This window comes from Lacicoccus alkaliphilus DSM 16010, from assembly GCF_900142805.1.
Classification (GTDB): Bacteria; Bacillota; Bacilli; order Staphylococcales; family Salinicoccaceae; genus Lacicoccus; species Lacicoccus alkaliphilus.
Genome location: NZ_FRCF01000018.1, coordinates 1 through 19,361 on the forward strand (window position 1 = coordinate 1; position 19,361 = coordinate 19,361).

The following is a 19,361-nucleotide window of genomic DNA, read 5'->3' on the forward strand; positions in this document are numbered from 1 at the left end:
CAGCTGAAGCTTGCCGACATCGACCTGCCGGCCGAACGGATGGAGATCTTCAAAAACGGCATGAAGATTGACGAAGGTTACGGGGAAGCCGTGCTCGGCAACCCGCTGGCAGCCGTCGTCTGGCTCGCCCGATCATTGGATGAGTACGGTATCAACCTGAAAAAGGGCGAAGTCGTCCTGGCCGGTTCACTGACCAAAGCGATGGATGTGGATGCCGGCGATGTGTTCGAAGCCCATTTTGAGAATCTCGGCTCGGTCAAGGTGGAATTTTAAAGCGTACGGCCCTCAGTCAGACTGGGGGCCGTTTTTTCTTTTAAGCAAGAGTGTATTAATGAGTGAGTATGTTATTGTCCGAATGGTGTTATTCCTTTATTCGTAAGCATTTTCAATACTATAATAGGAAGGGGGGAGAGATGACATATGAACATCAAAGCACTGATATATCAAAGCCCGGCTTTATCGGGTGATTATCCTGATTTTGACACGACGAAAGCGCCGGAGGACCCATTCAAAACATTTTATGAGTGGTTCGAACATGCAGTGAAAGCGGGGGTGCTTGAGCCAAGTGCATTTGTGTTCAGCACGGCCGATACGGAGGGCGAGCCGAGTGCGCGTATCGTCAACCTGAGGGATATGACGCCGGAATGCTTCATCATCGGATCAAACTCCGAAAGCCGTAAAGGCCGGGATTTGGAGGGGGATGCAAGCGTTGCAATGACATTCTACTGGCGTGAGACGGGCAGGCAGATACGCATCACGGGACGTGCGGAAGCGGCATCCGAAGAAGAGAACAGGAAGGATTTCCTGCATCGGCATCCCGGGTCCAGGGCATTGTCCCTCACTGCAAAACAAAGTGAGTCGCTCGGAAGCATGGAGGAGCTGAAAGAGGGGATACAGGAAGCAGAGAAGATGGTTGAAGAAAACCCGGATGCCTTCAAGACGTGGACACTATATAAAGTCATTCCATCACATATGGAATTCTTCCAGGCACGTAAAGACCTCGCGCATGTCCGCCTGAAATATGAAAAGGTGGATGGCGTATGGCAGAAGCATCTGCTGTGGCCGTGATCAATAACAGCCTGTGAGGGCTCCCGGCTGTTTCAATTCATACATACCGGGAATATATAAAGTATTGAATCGGACTGGAGGGTGTGAAATGAATTATGACATCATCATCATCGGTTTCGGTACGGCAGGCAAAGCATTGGCCGGTACACTCGGCGGGGACGGGAAAAAGGTTGCGATTATAGAGGAGAGCCCTGAAATGTACGGGGGTGCATGCATCAATACCGCCTGCATCCCTTCGAAGACATTGATGGCAGAAGCCGGACGCGGGCGCAGTTTCAAAGAAGCGGTGGCGCGCAAAGCTGATGTCGTCGACGCCTTGAATGAGAAGAGTCATAAACAGCTGGCTGAGAATGACAATGTGGATATTTATACGAACAGTGCACGTTTCAAGGATGACCAGACGGTTGAACTGCTTGAAGGTGATGATACCAAAGCGGTGATCACTGCCGGGAAGATCGTGATCAACACCGGAGCGAAGAACATGATGCCGGAGATTGATGGCATCGACAGCACGAAGAATATATTCGACCCGGAAGGCATCATGACACTGGATGATCGTCCGGATTCCATCATTGTACTGGGTGCAGGTTATACGGCTCTGGAATTCATTTCATTATTCAGCATGCTCGGAACGGATGTGACCGTCATCGACAGGTCGCAGCATGTGCTGATTAAGGAAGATAAGGACATCGGGACGGCTGTGTATGACGATATGGTCGAAGCGGGCATAAAATTTGTGAGCGGTACAGAGGCTTTGAAGGTTGATAATGAGGAAGGGCATGTGGTGATCGAGACGGATCAGGGCACATTCAAAGCTGAGGCGATGCTTGTGGCGACCGGACGCAAGCCCAATACGGAAGGTCTCGCACTTCAGAATGCCGGCGTGGCGCTCGATGAGGACGGTGCGGTCGAAGTGGATGACCACCTCCTCACCACTGCAGGTAATATTTATGCAGCCGGTGATGTGAAGGGCGGCAGTCAATTTACGTATATATCACATGATGATTTCAGGATCGTATACGACCAGCTGAAAGGCGAGGGTGAGCGGACGACGGAAAACCGGGGTGCGGTGCCTTATACCGTATTCATCGATCCGCCGTTTTCAAGAGTCGGCATGACCGCCTCACAGGCGAAGAAGAAAGGGCATGAAGTGGCAGAAGGCAATTTGCCTGTCAGGGAAATACCGCGCCATAAAGTGGATGACGATGCGCGGGGCGTTTTCAAAGCCGTGGTGGATAAGGATACGGATGAAATACTCGGGGCGAGCCTGTATGGCAGGAATTCAGAAGAACTCATCAATATCGTAAAGATCGCCATCGACCATGGAATCACCGCCACCGCTTTGAAGAATAATGTCTATACGCATCCCACGATGGCGGAATCGTTCAACAGTCTCTTTGATGTGTAAATAAAAACATTTTATCCATTATGATTTATAAGGGGGAAAACCGGACAAATAATATGGGGATTCTCTCAGAGGAGGTCAATTATGAAAAATTCACTTAGATGGTTCACCATCGGCGGTGCGGCCCTGGTGATTGCAGCATGCGGCAATGGAGAAGATATGGAGGAAGATGCGCCGATTGAAGAGGAAGGTGAAGTCGAGGAGGATGCCAATGCCCCGGAAGAACCTGTGACTGAAGAGGAAGAAGTGGAAGATGAGGGATATTAGTGGCAGCCCCTTCCACCAGCATGAAAAACCCGGAAGAACGGCTGCTGCCAGGCAGCCATGAATTTTGATGCCGGACGAACTCATAAAATTCAGAATGATTTGAAGGCAGGGCACTCCTGTCTTCTTTTTATGGATGAAATTGATTATGATGGAAGTAATCATCAAATTGGAGTGATACATATGGATAAAATCATCGATATACAAAATGTGAAGTGGGTGAAGTCCGGCCAGGAGATCCTGAAAGACGTCAGCTGGTCTGTAAATAAAGGCGAGCACTGGGCGGTGCTCGGATTGAACGGTTCGGGGAAAACGTCACTGTTGAACATCGTCACAGGATACAACTACCCGACGATGGGCCATGTCACTGTACTGGATACGACTTTCGGCAAGGCGAGCATACCGGAGATGAGGAAGCGGATCGGCGTCGTCTCAACTGCACTGGAACGTTTTGATGCGACATTGAACAACCAGCTGGTGGAAGATATCGTGCTCAGCGGAAAGTTCTCATCGTTCGGCATCTATCAGGAAGTGGCCGATGGGGACCGGGCCAATGCAGAAAGCATCATGTATGATTTGAGGCTGGATTATTTGAAAGGGAAGGTTTTCCGGACTTTGTCCCAGGGGGAGAAGAGGCGGACGATCATCGGCCGGGCGCTCATGGCCGACCCGGAACTGCTGATTCTGGATGAACCCTGCTCGGGTCTTGATATCCTTTCCCGTGAAGACGTGCTCAGCATCACGCAAAACATTAAAAAGAGGCACAGCCACCTCATTTATGTGACGCATCACATAGAGGAAATCACCGAAGTGATCACACATGTACTTTTGATGAAGGACGGTGAAGTGGTGACATGCGGGAAAAAAGAGGACGTCCTGACCTCATCGAATTTGAGTGACATCTATAAAGTGCCCGTGAAAATCCATTGGGAAAATAAACGCCCGTGGCTCTCAATTTCTGATAAATAATTTACGGTTTTATGGTATATTTAAACGTGGATATTCAATAAATCAGTAGAGGAGTGGAAGTCATCAAGATAAAGCTGCTGTTTATAATCTCATCACTCATTCTGTCCCTGTCCCCCGTCGGTGCGCTGGCGAATACGCTTCAACCCAGTTTGAATGCAGATGAAACCGGTGATGACGAGGAAGGGGACACAGGACCGGGAACTGATGATCGGGAAGAGGATATTGATACAGGTTCTTCCGGTGAAGAAGAGTCATATTGGACTTATCCGGACAATTCAAACGATGATGGTTATTATGACAATGATTTTAATGATAATTACTATGAGGATGAGAACTCAGATTGGTCACCTGCAGAAGAATATGTTGAACCTGAACCTGAGCCGCAGCCTGAACCCGAGCCCGAGCCGGTGATTGAGCAACCTGTCATGGAAGAACCCGTGATTGAAGAACCGGTGATCCGGGAGCCTGTCACAGAGGAGCCGGCAGAGATTGATGAGACACCGGTTGTGGATGTGTCTGTCCTCCCGGTTGAAGCATTTTCTGTTTCAGGCACTGTGATGGATGAAGCAGGGCAGGGTGTCAGCGGTGTGGCGTTGAAGCTCACAGGAGATGAAATCGAGGCGCAGAGCATCGAATCTGGAAATGACGGCAGCTTTTTATTCGAAGAAGTGCCTACAGGGCAATATGAAATTGAAGTGGGCTCTGCAGAAGAATACGAAGTCGTTGAAATGCCGGAAAATGTGGAAGTCGCGGACCGCTCGAAAAGAGGGATGGACATCGTAGTGACATCAACTGAAGAAGCGGCGGAAGAAGCGGAATCTATGGAGACGGAGGAAGTGGTGCTTTCTGAGGAAACGGGAGGTTTCACATCCATGGACTGGACCCTCATGGCGACGGGGATCATCTTCGCTTTGATCAGCATTTTCGTATTTATTTTAAAAAAAGTGAGAAATAATTAGGTTTATATGTTTCGACCGTTGAAAACGTGGTATATATTAAATAACTGATGATAATAAAAAATTTCCTATCCTAAGAAAACACCGGACTCGGCATTGCCGAGTCCGGTGTTTTCTTATTTCACAAAATTATTATGAATATTTGGAAAATACAGAAATCCGGGAATGGTCTGCTTGTATCCATTGTATATACATGATAAAGTTTTTTATGAATGGAGGGTGAGTGCAATGGCGGTAAACCGTGAAGATGTCAGGGAAATCATCGAAGCCATCGGGGGTAAGGAAAATGTCAATGCAGCGACGCACTGTGTGACGCGATTACGTCTGGCGCTTGAAGATGAGAGCAAAGTGGATAAGGAAAAACTGGATCAGATCGATCTCGTCAAAGGATCTTTTGCTGCCAACAATCAGTTCCAGGTGGTGATCGGCCAGGGTACGGTGAATGAAGCCTTTAAAATTTTCGAAGAAGAAACAGGGAAAGGCGGCGGCTCGAAAGAGGAAGTGAAAAAAGCGGCTGCTGTGAAGATGAATCCGATTCAGCGGTTCATCAAAATGCTGGGTGATATTTTCATACCGATTTTACCTGCGATTGTGACCGCCGGCCTGCTGCTCGGCATAAACAACCTGCTGACCGCAGAAGGTCTATTCTGGGAAGAGGAATCGTTCATCACCGTTTTCCCGGGAATTGAAGGGCTTGCCAGCATGATCAACTTCATCGCTGTGGCGCCGTTCATATTCCTGCCTGTGCTGATCGGCTGGTCGGCGATGAAGGTGTTCGGCGGCAATCCGCTGCTCGGGATCGCGCTTGGTCTAGCATTGTGCCACCCGGACCTTGCAAGTCAGTACGGCCTGTTCGATCAGGAAGCGGGTGAACTGGCAGAGATCCCCACCTGGAATGTTTTTGGGCTGGAAGTGGAGCAGTTGAACTACCAGGGCCAGGTGCTGCCTGTGCTCGTTGCGACATGGTTTCTGGCAAAAGTTGAAGCATTTCTGAATCAGCGTGTGCCCGATATGTTCAAGCTCCTGCTCGTCGCTCCGATTTCATTGCTGGTGGTCGGCATCTTGACATTCATCATTGTCGGCCCGATTACATTATGGCTGAGCGGCATCATCTCCGACAGCATCGTCCTGTTGTTTGACACTGCCGGCATACTCGGCGGGGCAGTATACGGGCTGTTTTATGCACCGCTTGTCATCACCGGCCTCCACCATATGTTCCTGGCGGTGGATCTGCAGCTGATCGGGACGACGGGTGCAACGTTCCTGTGGCCGATTCTGGCAATCTCGAATATTGCACAGGGCTCTGCAGCTTTCGGTGCATGGTTCATATACCGCAGGCATAATAAGAAGAAAGAAGAAGGTCTTGCCCTGACTTCCGGCATTTCCGGATGGCTCGGGGTGACTGAGCCTGCGATGTTCGGTGTCAACCTGCCTTTGAAATACCCGTTCATCGCAGCAATCCTGACCACTTCGGTCGTCGGGGCGATATTCGGGGCGAATGTCCTGACGGCGACCAGCATCGGTGTCGGTGGTGTGCCGGGAATCATCTCGATTACACAGGAGTTCTGGGGCCTGTTCCTCATCGGTATGATTGTGGCCATCGTGGTGCCTTTCGCATTGACGCTGATCTTCTCCAGATTCGCAAAAGCGCAGACGAAAGACATGGTGGATGTAGACTAAATGTAAAGGGGTTTTTAAAGTGGCAGTTTCAGACTGGAGAAAGTCCGTAGTATATCAAATTTATCCCGCCTCCTTCAATGATACGACCGGCGACGGGACAGGGGACATTCAGGGCGTCATTGAGAAGCTGGACTACCTGAAGTATTTGGGCGTCGATTATATCTGGCTCACCCCCGTTTATGAATCGCCGATGAATGATAACGGTTATGACATCAGCAATTATTACGAAGTCGACGCCCGGTTCGGCACGAAAGAGGATTTGAAGGCCCTGATCGACGCAGCGCATGAGAGGGGTTTGAAAGTCATGCTGGACCTCGCCTTCAATCATACATCCACGGCGCACCCGTGGTTTCTGGAAGCAAGGAAGTCCAAAGACAACCCTTACCGTGACTATTACATCTGGCAGGACGGCACTTATGATGCACCGCCGACAAATTGGGAATCGAAGTTCGGCGGCAGTGCGTGGAGCTATGACGATGATACGAACCAGTACTATTTGAGGCTGTTTGATGAGACGCAGGCCGATTTGAACTGGGAGAATGAAGAAGTCCGTAATGAAATCTACGACATGATCAATCACTGGATCGACTTCGGTGTCGACGGGTTCAGGTTCGACGTCGTGAACCTGCTGTCGAAAGGTGAGTTTAAAAATGCCGACGGTCCGGGGAAGGAATTCTATACCGACGGCCCGAGGATCCATGAATATATCCATGAAATGAACCGGAAGACTTTCGGCGGAAAAGAGATCATGACCGTCGGGGAAATGTCTTCAACCACGATCGATCACTGCATAAAATATACGGCGCCGGAGCGTGGGGAGCTGAACTCCGTCTTCAATTTCCATCATTTGAAGGTGGACTATCCGGGCGGTGAGAAATGGACGGATGCGGATTATGACTTTCTGCTGTTGAAGGAAACATTGATGGAATGGCAGCTCGGCATTCATGAGGGCAATGGCTGGAACGCAATTTTCTGGTGCAATCATGACCAGCCGAGGGTGGTCTCCCGGTTCGGAAAAGATGACACTGAAGAAAATCGTGTGAGAAGCGCGAAGATGCTCGCAATCTCACTCCACGGTCTGCAGGGCACGCCTTATATTTATCAGGGCGAAGAAATCGGCATGACCAATCCCGGCTTTAACCGGATCGACCAGTACAGGGACGTGGAAAGTCTGAACGCCTATGACATCCTCAGGGAAAAAGGGTACACTTATCAACAGGTGATGGATATTCTAAAAAAGAAATCACGTGATAACGCGAGGACGCCCATGCAGTGGGATGACAGCAGGCATGCAGGCTTCACGGACGGGGAGCCATGGATTGAAGTCGCGGAGAACTACCCTGGAATCAATGTTGAAAAAGCCGTTGCGGACGAGAACTCCATATTCTACACTTATAAAAGACTGATTGAAATGCGCCATGAAATGGAAATCTTTACGGCAGGCGGCATCAGGCCCATGCTGATGAAGGACAGGCATTTATTTGCCTATGAAAGGACGCTGGATGATGAAACGCTGCTTGTCATTTCCAACTACAGTGATGAACATGTGGCTTACCCTGAAAGTGTCCCGCCCGAAGGCGAAGTGCTGATATCCAACTATGATGACAGGGCGGGGGAGCTGAGGCCTTTCGAAACGTTGATGATTTATATGAATTGATGAACAGGTTTACAAAGTGCATTTAAAATGAATCGATTTAGGTGAAGCTATGAATTTAAACAAGTACAATCAAATATACCAGTCTTTATCCAGCGATATTGTCGAGGGGCACTACAAAGCAGGGGAGACCCTGCCATCCGAGCATAAACTGCTCAGGCTTTTCGGTGTCTCCCGTGAAACCGTCAGGAAGGCGCTCAGCCTGCTCCAGGAAAATGGCTATATCCAAAAGATGAAGGGTAAGGGTTCGGTGGTCATCTATAACCCTTCAACGAATCTGACGGTTTCCCATCTCACCAGTTTCAAAGAAGTCCAGATGCAGCAGACCAAGGACTATACCACCCAGGTCTACAGCCTGGATGAAATTCCAGCCGGTGAAGTGCCGCATGTGCAGAGCGCTTTGGATGTGGAGGCGGGCACGCTGCTCTGGCAACTGATCCGGCAGAGGAAATATGAAGGAAAGACCCATATTGTGGATATGGATTACCTCATCCATGATATGATGCCGGGGCTGACCGAGGACATTGCCCGGGGCTCCATCTACGAGTACATCGAGGAACGGCTGGGGCACAGCATATCGTATTCGCATAAAGAAATCACGTTCAACCCGATGACGGCACTTGATATCGAACTGTTCGGCCCTGTGACACCGCCATACACCGCAAATGTGAAGTCGGTCGTACATCTGAGTGATGCGACGCCTTTCCAGTATAACGTGTCAAAGCACCTGGCAAGCGAGTTCAAGTTCATCGATTTTTCCAGGAGATTCACGGGTGAATGATTAAAACTTGCAACCTCAAATTAATTTTGTTATTATGTAACTTACCGTGCTAAGCGGGGAATTAGCGGTGCCCTGTACTTGCAATCCGCTCCAGCAAGGCTGAATCCCGCTTCTGAGGGAGTCAGTGTGAAGACTGCCTTAATCTTACCGGTGTTGAGATCCCGGTCCTATGCAATGGGACGTCATGAACCATGTCAGGTCCGGAAGGAAGCAGCATTAAGTGACCCATCCCATGTGCCGTAGGGCAGCCGGGATTGAGTCGGTATTTTAAGTAACGTTTGTGCTGATTTCTCGAGGAAGCGGTGCACGGCTACATATTTGAGACTGTATCTATTCAATGGATGCAGTCTTTTTTAATTCGTAATGTATTGCTGAATAATGTTATAATGAAGAACGATATCAGATCATACGGAGGTGCCGCTGGATGGAGTATCAGGCGTTATACCGTGCCTTTCGTCCACAGAGTTTTGCGGATGTCGTAGGGCAGAGGCATGTAACGAAAACATTGAAAAACGCAATTATAAGAAATAAGGAATCACATGCTTATTTGTTCAGTGGTCCCAGGGGCACCGGAAAAACGAGCATAGCTAAAATTTTTGCAAAAGCACTGAACTGCCAGTTCGGGGCTGATGGCGAACCGTGTAATGAATGTGACATATGCCAAAGCATCACAAACGGCAGCGCGAATGATGTCATCGAAATCGATGCCGCCAGTAACAATGGTGTGGACGAAATCAGGAGTCTGAGGGAGAAAGTGAAATATGCCCCCTCCCTTGCCCGGTACAAAGTCTACATCATAGACGAGGTGCATATGCTGACGACAGGCGCTTTCAATGCACTGCTCAAAACATTGGAAGAACCGCCTGAACACGCCATATTTGTCCTCGCGACCACCGAACCCCATAAAATTCCGGCAACAATCATCTCAAGGACCCAGAGGTTCGACTTCAAAGCGATTGAAAATAAAGAAATCATCGAAAGACTGAAGTTCGTTGCAGATTCGGAATCCCTCCAGTATGACGAAAGTGCAATCGATTATATCGCAAGGACGGCAGAAGGCGGAATGAGGGATGCGCTCAGCATCATGGACCAGGTGATCGCCTACAGCAACGATACCATCACACTGGATGATGCGGTCATGATCACGGGCGGCATCAAGCAGGAATCGCTGAATGAATGGCTGAAGCTGATTGAGCATCAGGATTCCAGGGCGGCTTTCATCAAATACCATGAATTCATCGATGAAGGTAAGGACCCGACCCGTCTGATACATGAGCTTGTCTATTACATCAGGGACATCATACTAATGAAGCATTCGGATGAAATCGATGAAAGCATCGCCTTTTTCAATGTAGAAGACAAAGTGCTGTATGAAATGATCGATGTACTGAATGATGCGATGGTGATGATGCGCTTCTCCGTGAATACGAGTGTGCATCTTGAAGTGGTGATTGTGAAATTGATAGAGGTGCTCTCAAAACACAGCAATGTCGTCGAGGCGCCCGAAGTGGACCTGACCCCCATAGAAGAGAAGCTGAGCGAGCTGGAAAGGCGCCTCGAACATGCCCAGTTCTCACCCCAGCCGAACAACGGCGGAAGGCGCACTGAAACGAAGCGGTCAAACGGCAAAGGCTATTCCGTCAGTCAGATTGAAAAAGTTCTGGACAAAGCCAACAAAGATGACATCATAAAACTGAAGGACAGCTGGCCGCGGGTGTATCAGTATATAGAAGAGAAGAATCTCCATGCCTTAAGGTCGCTGATCAAAGACTCTGAGCCGGTGGCAGCGAGCGATACACATGTACTGATCAAATTTGACAGTGACGTCCACTCGGAGCTGATCAACACCGATGATAAGAAGAAGAAGGAACTGGAAGCGATCATCCCGACAATCACCGGCAAAGAAGTGCAGGTGGTCGGTGTGCCGCAATCCAGCTGGCAGCAGGTGCGGGCAGACTATATCAAAGAGAAGAAATCAGAAAAAGCACAGGCCCCGGCGGATGAAAAGAAACCTTCGGATGTCGCAAAGGAACTGTTTGGCAACAGCATAGTGGAAACTAGGGAATAATAATGGTTTATAGTATAATGAGAATCATATATAATGTATAAATGAAAAATGATATTTATTGGAGGAATTATAAATGCGCGGTGGAATGAATAACATGCAAGGCATGATGAAGCAGATGCAGAAGATGCAGAAGAAGATGGAAGAAGAGCAGGAGAAGCTGAAGGAAGAAAAAGTGGAAGGTACAGCGGGCGGCGGCATGGTGACTGTCACGGTGTCCGGCCATAAGGAAATCGTCGATGTTGAAATCAAGGAAGAAGTGGTGGATCCTGACGATATCGAAATGCTGCAGGACCTGATCCTTGCTGCAACGAATGAAGCGATGACGAAAGCGGATGCATTGATGAGTGACCGTCTGGGTAAACACACGCAAGGTTTGAACATTCCAGGAATGATGTAATATGCATTATCCTGAACCCATTTCAAAGCTCATTGACAGCTTCATGAAATTGCCGGGCATTGGGCCGAAGACGGCCCAGCGTCTGGCATTTTATGTTTTGAACATGAACGAAGAAGACGTCGTCGACTTTTCACGCAGTCTGATGAAAGTGAAGCGGGAATTGCAGTTCTGTTCAGTATGCGGCCACATCACCGATGTGGATCCATGTTATATCTGTACCGATAAATCGAGGGACCGCAGCATCATATGCGTTGTGCAGGATACCAAAGATGTGATCGCAATGGAGAAGATGCGCGAATATCAGGGGATGTACCATGTGTTGCACGGTGCCATCAGCCCGATGGACGGCATCGGACCTGAAGACATCAATATCCCTTCATTGCTTGAGCGACTGAAAGATGAAAATGTGAAGGAACTGATCCTGGCGACCAATCCGAACATCGAAGGTGAATCCACAGCGATGTACATCTCGAGGCTCGTCAAGCCCATAGGGCTGAAGACGACAAGGCTCGCCCACGGCCTCCCTGTCGGCGGCGATTTGGAATATGCAGACGAAGTGACGTTATCGAAGGCAATTGAATACCGGACGGAACTATAAAGAAAATCCTTTTCCACAAAAGTGTGGGGAAGGATTTTTTGGAGCCGGGTGAGCGGATAAAAGAGCGCTCCAAACTTCCTCCTTGATTTTCATGGAAGTATATAATACAATAAATCTCGAAATCGAATATATTAAATTTCATATAATTGCTAAGGTTCGATATGATGTTTTCCAAAACTTCAATACGGGTAAACATAGGTCACTGTTTGAATGAACAAATATACGGCAAAACAACGAAGACCTTTCTATCGAGTTGTTTCGGCAGATAGAAATGTTATTTTCGACTAATATCTCGAAACAGAGATAATAATTAAAAGGAGTTTTTTTATGAATACAAAACTGTTAGGTATCCATCACGTTACGGCAATGACGGACGATGCAGTGAGGAACTATGCGTTCATGACCGAGGTTCTCGGAATGCGTCTTGTCAAGAAAACGGTGAACCAGGATGACATTCAGACTTACCATACATTTTTTGCAGACGATGTCGGCTCCCCGGGGACGGATATGACTTTCTTCGATTTCCCGAACAATCCAAAAGGGGTACGCGGTACGAATTCCATTTCACGTACAGGTCTCAGAGTGCCGGACGATGCAGCTCTGGAGTATTATCTCGAGCGTTTCAAAGAATACAACGTCAAAAATGAAGGCATCAAGGAACTGTTCGGCAAAAAGGTCCTGCCGTTTGAGGAGGCGGACGGGCAGAGGTACCAGCTGTTCTCCGATGAAGCCAACGAAGGCGTGGCCCCGGGCACACCGTGGAAAAACGGGCCTGTACCGGAAGATAAGGCAATTTACGGACTCGGACCGATTGAAATCACGGTGAGCTATTATGAAGACTTCAAAAAAGTTTTGACCGACATTTATGATATGAAGCCGGTGCTCGAGGAACCGGATGTCACATTGTACGATGTCGGTGCAGGCGGCAACGGCGGCCAGGTGATCCTGAGAAAAGATGAGAGTCAGCAGAGCCAGCAGGGCTACGGTGAAGTGCACCATGTTTCATTCCGTGTGGCAGACCATGATGCCATCAAAGCATGGGAAGAAAAGTATAATGAAATGGGCGTCGGTCACTCGGGCAATGTCGACAGATTTTATTTTGAAGCATTGTATGCAAGGGTGGGTCACATTTTAATCGAGCTCTCCACCGACGGGCCGGGCTTCATGGGCGATGAGCCGTATGAAACTCTGGGTGAAAGCCTGGCCCTGCCGCCGATGCTCGAGCCGAAGCGTGCTGAGATAGAAGCGCAGGTCCGCCATTTTGATACGACAAGATCAGATAAATAATGAATAATATATGATGAAACAGGAGATGAAATGATGGAAGCGATAAAAAGGATCCACCATATTACGGCAATTGTCGGCGACCCCAACGAAAACCTTAGATTTTACAGGGATGTCTTGGGTCAGAGACTGATCAAGCAGACAGTGAACTTTGATGACCCGGGTGTGTATCACCTGTACTTTGCAGACAAGGACGCAACACCGGGGACCGTGATCACGTTCTTCCCGTGGACGAATGATAATGTGGGCAGAAAAGGCAGCGGTCAGGTTGGCAGGATTGCATACCGTGTACCCGCCGGCAGCATGGATTATTGGAAGAAGCGTCTGGCCGATAATGGGGTAGAGAGTACGGAGACGGAATTTTTCGGAGCGAAGACATTGGAATTCCCTGATGGGCACGGCCTGGATCTCGCAATCGTCGAAAGTGCAGAAACTGCAGACAATAATGATATCCTCGGGTTCCATGGTGCAGAGCTGCTTTCCGGCAATCCTGAAGGCACTAAAGATCTGCTGACAGGTAAAATGGGGCTGAAAGCACTTGATATAGATGATGGAAATCAGCATTTTGAAACAGCGGGTGATGAAAAACACCACATCATCACTTCACTGCCGCCGCAGCCGCATGGACGTTTCGGCATCGGGACGGTCCATCATATCGCCTGGTCCGTGCCGGACATGGATACGATGAAAGAATGGCAGGCGGCTTTGAGAGATGACGGTTTCGGTGTTACGGAGGTCAGGGACAGGACCTACTTCAGATCCATCTATACCGGCGAAAAAGGGGATATCGTCTTTGAATTTGCTACAAACGGTCCGGGCTTCGATGTGGATGAAGATCCATCCGAGCTGGGCACTTCATTGAAGCTGCCTGAGCAGTATGAACATAAGAGGCCCGAATATGAGAAGACCCTGCCGAAACTGGATATATGAGGAGCGGATATGATGGTTGATTTTTCGCCTGAACAGCTGACGGAAAAAGAGAAGAAGAAATTTTTGATCGGCTCCGTCATTCCAAGACCGATTGCACTCGTCTCGACCATGTCTGCGGAAGGTGTCATCAATGTGGCGCCGTTCAGTTACTTCAATATCGTGACCTATGATCCGCCGATGCTGTCCGTCGCCGTCCAGCGTACAAACGGTGAGAGCAAGGATACGGCAAGGAATATATTGAACAATAATGAAGCGGTCATTCATGTCGTCGATGCTGCCAATGTGGAACAGGCAAACAACACGTCCGCGCCTCTGGCGGAAGATGAAAGTGAGTTGGAAGTTTCAAGTTTCACTACAATAGAGTCCCGGACTTTGAATGTGCCGGGGCTGAACGAGGCAAAAGTCAGGTATGAAACGGAGTTATATGAAAATGTCGTCATATATAATGAGAGGAATCTTCCGACGACGGATTTATTGTTGCTGAAGGTGAAGCATTATCATATCGACGAAGACATTTATCACGGTGGCTATATCGATCCTGTAAAATTAAAAGCCGTCAGCAGACTGGCGGGGAACGACTATGCTGAAATTGGTGAAATATTCACAGTGGAGCGGCCGGAGTAATATAAAAATGAATGGAAAGTGAGCATTATAATGAGCTTTTTCAAAAGATTATTCAACAAACCAAAGGAGAATGAAAAAAGTATGTCAAACGTTAAATTAGCAGTCATATTCTACAGCATGGGCGGGGTCAACCATGAAATGGCCAAGTGGGCCAAAGAAGCAGGAGAATCGGCCGGTGCAGAAGTGAGGCTGTTGAAGGTGGAAGAACTGGCACCGCAGTCCGCAATTGAAGAAAACGAAGGATGGAAAGCTACGGTTGAGGCAACGAAAGATATCCCTGTCGCAACTTCAGACGATATCGTCTGGGCAGATTCGATCATCTTCAGCACTCCGACGAGATTCGGTACAATGGCTTCACAGATGAAGCAGTTCCTCGATACGCAGGGCGGCATCTGGGCAGAAGGCAAGACAATCAATAAAGTGGTGAGCGCAATGTCTTCAGCGCAGAATCCGCACGGCGGGCAGGAAGCGACGATCCTTTCATTATATACTTCAATGATGCACTGGGGTGCGATCATCGCTTCGCCCGGTTATACCGACCCTGTACTATTTGGTGCAGGCGGCAACCCGTATGGTACAAGTGTGACCGTCGGCCAGGACGGCAAAATGGTTGAGGATGTCGAGGATGCGGTCAAGCATCAGGCAACGCGGACTGTCAATATAGCTGAAATGTTCAAGGCAGGAAGCAATAATCAATAGCGGGACTGAAAGAGACCTTCGAGTGGAAGGTCTCTTTTTTGATAATAGCAGTATATCTTTGTGTTAAAATGGGTACACTTCTCAGAATATTTCATCTATCATGGTAAGTGTGAAAGTGCAGCATAAACTCATAGAAAGTAGTGGGCATAATGGACTTAATAATGATCATACTGCCGGTTTTCCTGATTTTTGCGACGGGGTATGTGGCAGATAAACTGATTGACTTCGATATCAAGTCGATTTCTTCCATGTCGCTGTACATATTGCTGCCTCTTCTGACATTCAACACATTCTACCGCAATGAACTGACCATCGACTATTTATATATTTTCATATTCACATTCCTGCTCACTGGCATATTGCTCGTGATCACCGTCATATGGGGGTATTTCATGGGGTCCTCAAAAGAGGATGTCGCTGCAATCCTCCTCGGTACTTTATTTCCGAACAGTGGGAACTATGGTACACCGGTTGCACTTTTTGCGCTCGGGGCCGTGGCGTTCGATTATGCCATCGTCCTCATGGTGCTGCACGGCTTCGTCATCAGCACGGTGGGTATATTCATCGCCTCGTTCGGCAGCGGTGCAACAATCACAGTGAAAGAGGCGCTCATCAATATATTCAAAATACCCGTGATCCACGGAGCCGTCGCCGGAGTGGTTTTCCAGCTTCTCGATATCAGTCTTGATGCAGGAATAATGGACATCATCGAAATGACTGGGAATGCAGCGATCCCGGTGGTGATGCTCATACTCGGGATGCAGCTTGCCCGTATCACCAAGGAGAGCTTCGATATTAAAGATGTGACGGCGGTCGTATCCATCCGCATGATCATCTCCCCGGTGGTTGCAGCACTGCTTGTACTTGTGATGCCCGTGGATGACACGATGAAGATGGTCTTCATCCTGTTGAATGCGATGCCTGTGGCTGCGAACTCGACAATGCTTGCCGTCCAGTTCAATGTGAAGCCGAATGTGGTGTCCTTCTCGACACTCATCACCACGTTGATCAGCATCATTACGATTCCGGTATGTCTGTACCTGATCGGCGTCTAATTCAAGGGCTTCATCTGTCGTATTGAAGGTGCTCACTGATTTTCAGGTCCTGCGCCGATGCGATGATGTCTATGGTATCGCCTGTATTCATTGATGGGAGTCCGCTGATTTTGAAATGACCGGTGGCATCTGCAATGGTCCGGTACGTAGTGCCGGAAGGGTGCTTCACTTCCAGGTGTGCCCCCGGGATCGTACTGCCGAAGACGGTGGCAGAGCCGTTTGATGATAGAATGCTCGAGTCCAGATACACATCTGCAGCTCCCACCTTCTCGTGGGTCATGCCGTCCGCTTTTCCAGCCTGGGCAGAAGCGGCATCGACGCCGCTGGCAAACGCTGAGCATATGAACATTAGACTCACGATTTTGGTGAAGAAACCATTTATGGTCGTTCCTTGCGGAAATTTTTGGTCATCCATTTCAATCACTCTCCTGCTATCAATTAAGCTTAAAGGTAAGGGGTTTTGTGCCAATAATCAATCGATAACCCGTGCTGTCACGGAATCATATCATTCCTGTAATATAACTGACATGAAGTGGAGTATATGGATCAAAATAATTTGAGGCGAAACCGGTGAAGCGGTAGAAAATCCCGGGGGCCCCCCACATTAAACTGTTTGAAGTACCCTGGCCGCCGGTTTCTCGGATGACTAAGCAAAAAATCTCGACCTCTTAAATAAGAGGTCGAGATTTTCGTCTATCTATAACGCGGTTTCTCTTTCAAACGGAATGTGAGTATAAATCCGATGAAGGCAAGGACTGCCATCACAACGAAAGCATACGTCGTGCCCCAGTATGTGCTGACCTGCTCCGGAGCATCCATCCTTGCGACCGTCATGCTGATGATCGAAGTGAGGATGATGATCCCGAAAGTCATGGCGAACTGCCGGATGGTGTTGTTGATGGCAGATCCGTGGGGGATTTCATCCTCACTCAACTCAGACATGCTGATGGTGACCAGGGGCATGAGCGTGAGGCCGAAACCGAACATGAATATGCAGAAGTAGCCCATGATGAAGTAGGGGGAACTCTCAATCCCGACAGTGTTCAGTAAGATCAGTGACAATGTTGTCATCGCGAAGCCTGTAATGGCAATCGTCCTGCCGCCATAGCGGTCATATAATGAACCTGACACGAAAGTGATGACGGATAAAAGGATCGTGCCCGGCACCAGCAGAAAACCGGAAAGAAATGCGCTTGTACCGAGTACTGTCTGAGAAAACATCGGGAGTATCGTCTCAGTCGATAAGAGCAGCATCATATTAATGAAGATGAGTATCAGTGACAGCGTGAATGTCCTGTTCCGGAAGAGGTTCAGATTCAATACAGGCGTCGGCATGCTGAACTGCCTGGTGACAAAGAACCAGACAGCCAGTATTCCAACCAATATAGGAAGGATGACCATCCCATCGAAAAAGCCGTATACACTGATATTGCTCAAACCGTATACGAAAAGTGAAAAGCCGGTGGCCGATAATATAATGGAAGTCATATCAAGGGAGACCTCATTTTTCTTCAGCACGTTTTTCATGAAAAATATCCCCAGGACCAATGTGATGGCGACGAGTGGCAACAGCACCCAATGGAGGGAACGCCAGTCGAGCACATCTATGATGATGCCGGAAATCGGTGGAGCTGATGCGGGCGCCACATTTGTCACGGCGCCGAGCATGCCCATGGCGAACCCCCTGCGATGATAGGGGAAGACGATCAATAAAATCGTTTGGACAAGAGGCAGGATGATGCCTGCACCGACGGCCTGGATGATCCTTGAAAGAATGAGGATGCCAAACGTTGGGGACCAGCCGCCGATGATCGTGCCTATAAGCATGCACGACATTGCAAATATAAGGAGTGACTTTGAAGAAAATGTGGTTGATAAGTAACCTGACATAGGAATGAAAATGATGCTCGTCAATAAGAATGAGGTCGTGAGCCACTGTACCTGGGTGGCGTTGACGTCAAACTCTTCCATTATGGAAGGGAAAGCCGTAATCAGAAGGAACTGGCTGAATGTAAATAAAAAAGCGGCTGCCATGACGACTGCGACCACACCTTTGGACCGTATTTTATCTTCCGCCATTCGCTGCCCCCCTTTCTCTCTATAATTATATATTCTTTCATATAAAAAATGGCCGGTCAATGTCGTCATGGCGGGACGGAGAGAATCTTTCCAGGGGGGAGGAGCCCCGGCTGGATTTCCGGTTCCTTCATTATAAGGAAAAGAAGTGGGTGTGGTGGATACCCCCTGGGTTGCAGTTCATTATGAAAAACACAAAAGAAATGATGGAAAGGTATTGCGTTATTCCCGATTGGCTGATATAGTATTAATTTCACTCACTAAATAAATGCATGAACATTTAGTGGTGAGAAGGAAACACATTTGCATGACGAAACAGGGTAAGCAGACAGGTAATGCATCTTAAAAACTCTTTAAAAGAAATTGTATTTAATGCTTGCATTCCATTCCAGAGTCCTGTATAGTTATATCTTGTCGGGCGAAAAAGAAATAAAAGAAACGCGCCGATGAGTCAAAAAAACTTGAATAACATACTTGCTTTTGTTAAGCTGACATGTTATGATAGTAAAGCAGTCAAACGAAGAACATTGAAAACTGAATGACAATATGTCAACGTTTAATTCCGATAAAAGCTTCTATTACAGGAGCGGTTGAGGCGGCCAACTTGAAAAACGCAGTGGTACTTATGGTACCGACCGAGCTCGAGATGAGCTTTCCATTTATGGAGAGTTTGATCCTGGCTCAGGATGAACGCTGGCGGCGTGCCTAATACATGCAAGTCGAGCGCGTCTTCATGGGAGCTTGCTCCCGTGGCGACGAGCGGCGGACGGGTGAGTAACACGTGGGCAACCTGCCCATCAGACGGGGATAACCGCGGGAAACCGTGGCTAATACCGGATAATCCTTTTCCACG

The 19,361-nt window shown here is 48.5% G+C and carries 18 protein-coding genes, 1 rRNA gene, 1 other RNA gene and 1 pseudogene; 19 read left to right on the forward strand and 2 right to left on the reverse strand.

All coding sequences use genetic code 11. The features are described 5' to 3' along the window. From BUA12_RS12410 to BUA12_RS12495, 18 genes and pseudogenes are all read left to right on the forward strand, one after another. A pseudogene (locus tag BUA12_RS12410) lies at positions 1 to 273 on the forward strand (2-keto-4-pentenoate hydratase); the annotation flags it as partial. Between the two features lie 147 nt (positions 274 to 420). Further along, a complete protein-coding gene (locus BUA12_RS12415; RefSeq protein WP_072710932.1) occupies positions 421 to 1,068 on the forward strand; it encodes a pyridoxine/pyridoxamine 5'-phosphate oxidase in 648 nt (215 codons plus the stop codon). A gap of 88 nt (positions 1,069 to 1,156) precedes the next feature. Further along, complete coding sequence (locus tag BUA12_RS12420; protein ID WP_072710933.1) at positions 1,157 to 2,476, forward strand: FAD-dependent oxidoreductase; 1,320 nt, start codon at positions 1,157 to 1,159, stop codon at positions 2,474 to 2,476. Positions 2,477 to 2,557: 81 nt separating this feature from the next. Further along, positions 2,558 to 2,740 carry a hypothetical protein gene (locus tag BUA12_RS12425; RefSeq protein WP_072710934.1) on the forward strand — a complete coding sequence of 61 codons (183 nt, stop codon included), beginning with the start codon at positions 2,558 to 2,560 and terminating at the stop codon, positions 2,738 to 2,740. 180 nt (positions 2,741 to 2,920) lie between these two features. After that, complete coding sequence (locus BUA12_RS12430; RefSeq protein WP_072710935.1) at positions 2,921 to 3,706, forward strand: ABC transporter ATP-binding protein; 786 nt, start codon at positions 2,921 to 2,923, stop codon at positions 3,704 to 3,706. Positions 3,707 to 3,759: 53 nt separating this feature from the next. Further along, positions 3,760 to 4,665, forward strand: a complete 906-nt coding sequence (locus BUA12_RS12435; RefSeq protein ID WP_072710936.1) for a carboxypeptidase-like regulatory domain-containing protein — start codon at positions 3,760 to 3,762, stop codon at positions 4,663 to 4,665. Between the two features lie 225 nt (positions 4,666 to 4,890). Continuing rightward, on the forward strand, positions 4,891 to 6,342 hold the full coding sequence (treP, locus tag BUA12_RS12440) for a PTS system trehalose-specific EIIBC component (RefSeq protein WP_072710937.1): 1,452 nt from the start codon (positions 4,891 to 4,893) through the stop codon (positions 6,340 to 6,342). 19 nt (positions 6,343 to 6,361) lie between these two features. Further along, on the forward strand, positions 6,362 to 7,999 hold the full coding sequence (gene treC, locus BUA12_RS12445) for an alpha,alpha-phosphotrehalase (RefSeq protein ID WP_072710938.1): 1,638 nt from the start codon (positions 6,362 to 6,364) through the stop codon (positions 7,997 to 7,999). Positions 8,000 to 8,048: 49 nt separating this feature from the next. Beyond that, entirely contained in the window at positions 8,049 to 8,777 is a 729-nt protein-coding gene (gene treR / locus BUA12_RS12450; protein ID WP_072710939.1) for a trehalose operon repressor, read from the forward strand. A gap of 44 nt (positions 8,778 to 8,821) precedes the next feature. Then, an RNA gene (gene ffs / locus BUA12_RS12455) (signal recognition particle sRNA large type) lies at positions 8,822 to 9,087 on the forward strand. Between the two features lie 114 nt (positions 9,088 to 9,201). Continuing rightward, entirely contained in the window at positions 9,202 to 10,845 is a 1,644-nt protein-coding gene (gene dnaX, locus BUA12_RS12460; protein WP_072710940.1) for a DNA polymerase III subunit gamma/tau, read from the forward strand. Positions 10,846 to 10,918: 73 nt separating this feature from the next. Beyond that, positions 10,919 to 11,242, forward strand: coding sequence for a YbaB/EbfC family nucleoid-associated protein (locus BUA12_RS12465; RefSeq protein ID WP_072710941.1), 324 nt, complete (start codon positions 10,919 to 10,921; stop codon positions 11,240 to 11,242). Position 11,243: 1 nt separating this feature from the next. Continuing rightward, entirely contained in the window at positions 11,244 to 11,840 is a 597-nt protein-coding gene (recR, locus tag BUA12_RS12470) for a recombination mediator RecR (protein WP_072710942.1), read from the forward strand. 327 nt (positions 11,841 to 12,167) lie between these two features. Continuing rightward, the gene (locus BUA12_RS12475; protein WP_072710943.1) at positions 12,168 to 13,127 is read left to right on the forward strand and encodes a ring-cleaving dioxygenase; all 960 of its coding nucleotides are present in this window, start codon (positions 12,168 to 12,170) and stop codon (positions 13,125 to 13,127) included. Between the two features lie 33 nt (positions 13,128 to 13,160). Continuing rightward, positions 13,161 to 14,054: a VOC family protein gene (locus BUA12_RS12480; RefSeq protein ID WP_072710944.1), complete on the forward strand. Its 894-nt coding sequence runs from the start codon at positions 13,161 to 13,163 to the stop codon at positions 14,052 to 14,054. A 9-nt stretch (positions 14,055 to 14,063) separates the two neighbouring features. Then, on the forward strand, positions 14,064 to 14,678 hold the full coding sequence (locus tag BUA12_RS12485) for a flavin reductase family protein (protein WP_415735820.1): 615 nt from the start codon (positions 14,064 to 14,066) through the stop codon (positions 14,676 to 14,678). A gap of 81 nt (positions 14,679 to 14,759) precedes the next feature. Further along, entirely contained in the window at positions 14,760 to 15,377 is a 618-nt protein-coding gene (wrbA, locus tag BUA12_RS12490) for an NAD(P)H:quinone oxidoreductase (protein ID WP_072710950.1), read from the forward strand. 149 nt (positions 15,378 to 15,526) lie between these two features. Continuing rightward, entirely contained in the window at positions 15,527 to 16,432 is a 906-nt protein-coding gene (locus tag BUA12_RS12495; RefSeq protein WP_072710946.1) for an AEC family transporter, read from the forward strand. Positions 16,433 to 16,442: 10 nt separating this feature from the next. Here the strand turns inward: BUA12_RS12495 and BUA12_RS12500 are convergent, their stop codons facing one another. Both BUA12_RS12500 and BUA12_RS12505 read right to left on the reverse strand, forming a co-directional pair. Next, complete coding sequence (locus BUA12_RS12500; protein WP_072710947.1) at positions 16,443 to 16,847, reverse strand: carboxypeptidase-like regulatory domain-containing protein; 405 nt, start codon at positions 16,845 to 16,847, stop codon at positions 16,443 to 16,445. A gap of 278 nt (positions 16,848 to 17,125) precedes the next feature. Then, on the reverse strand, positions 17,126 to 18,511 hold the full coding sequence (locus BUA12_RS12505; RefSeq protein WP_072710948.1) for a DHA2 family efflux MFS transporter permease subunit: 1,386 nt from the start codon (positions 18,509 to 18,511) through the stop codon (positions 17,126 to 17,128). A gap of 655 nt (positions 18,512 to 19,166) precedes the next feature. Between BUA12_RS12505 and BUA12_RS12515 the strand changes: the two genes are divergently transcribed. Continuing rightward, a 16S ribosomal RNA gene (locus BUA12_RS12515) occupies positions 19,167 to 19,361 on the forward strand; the annotation flags it as partial.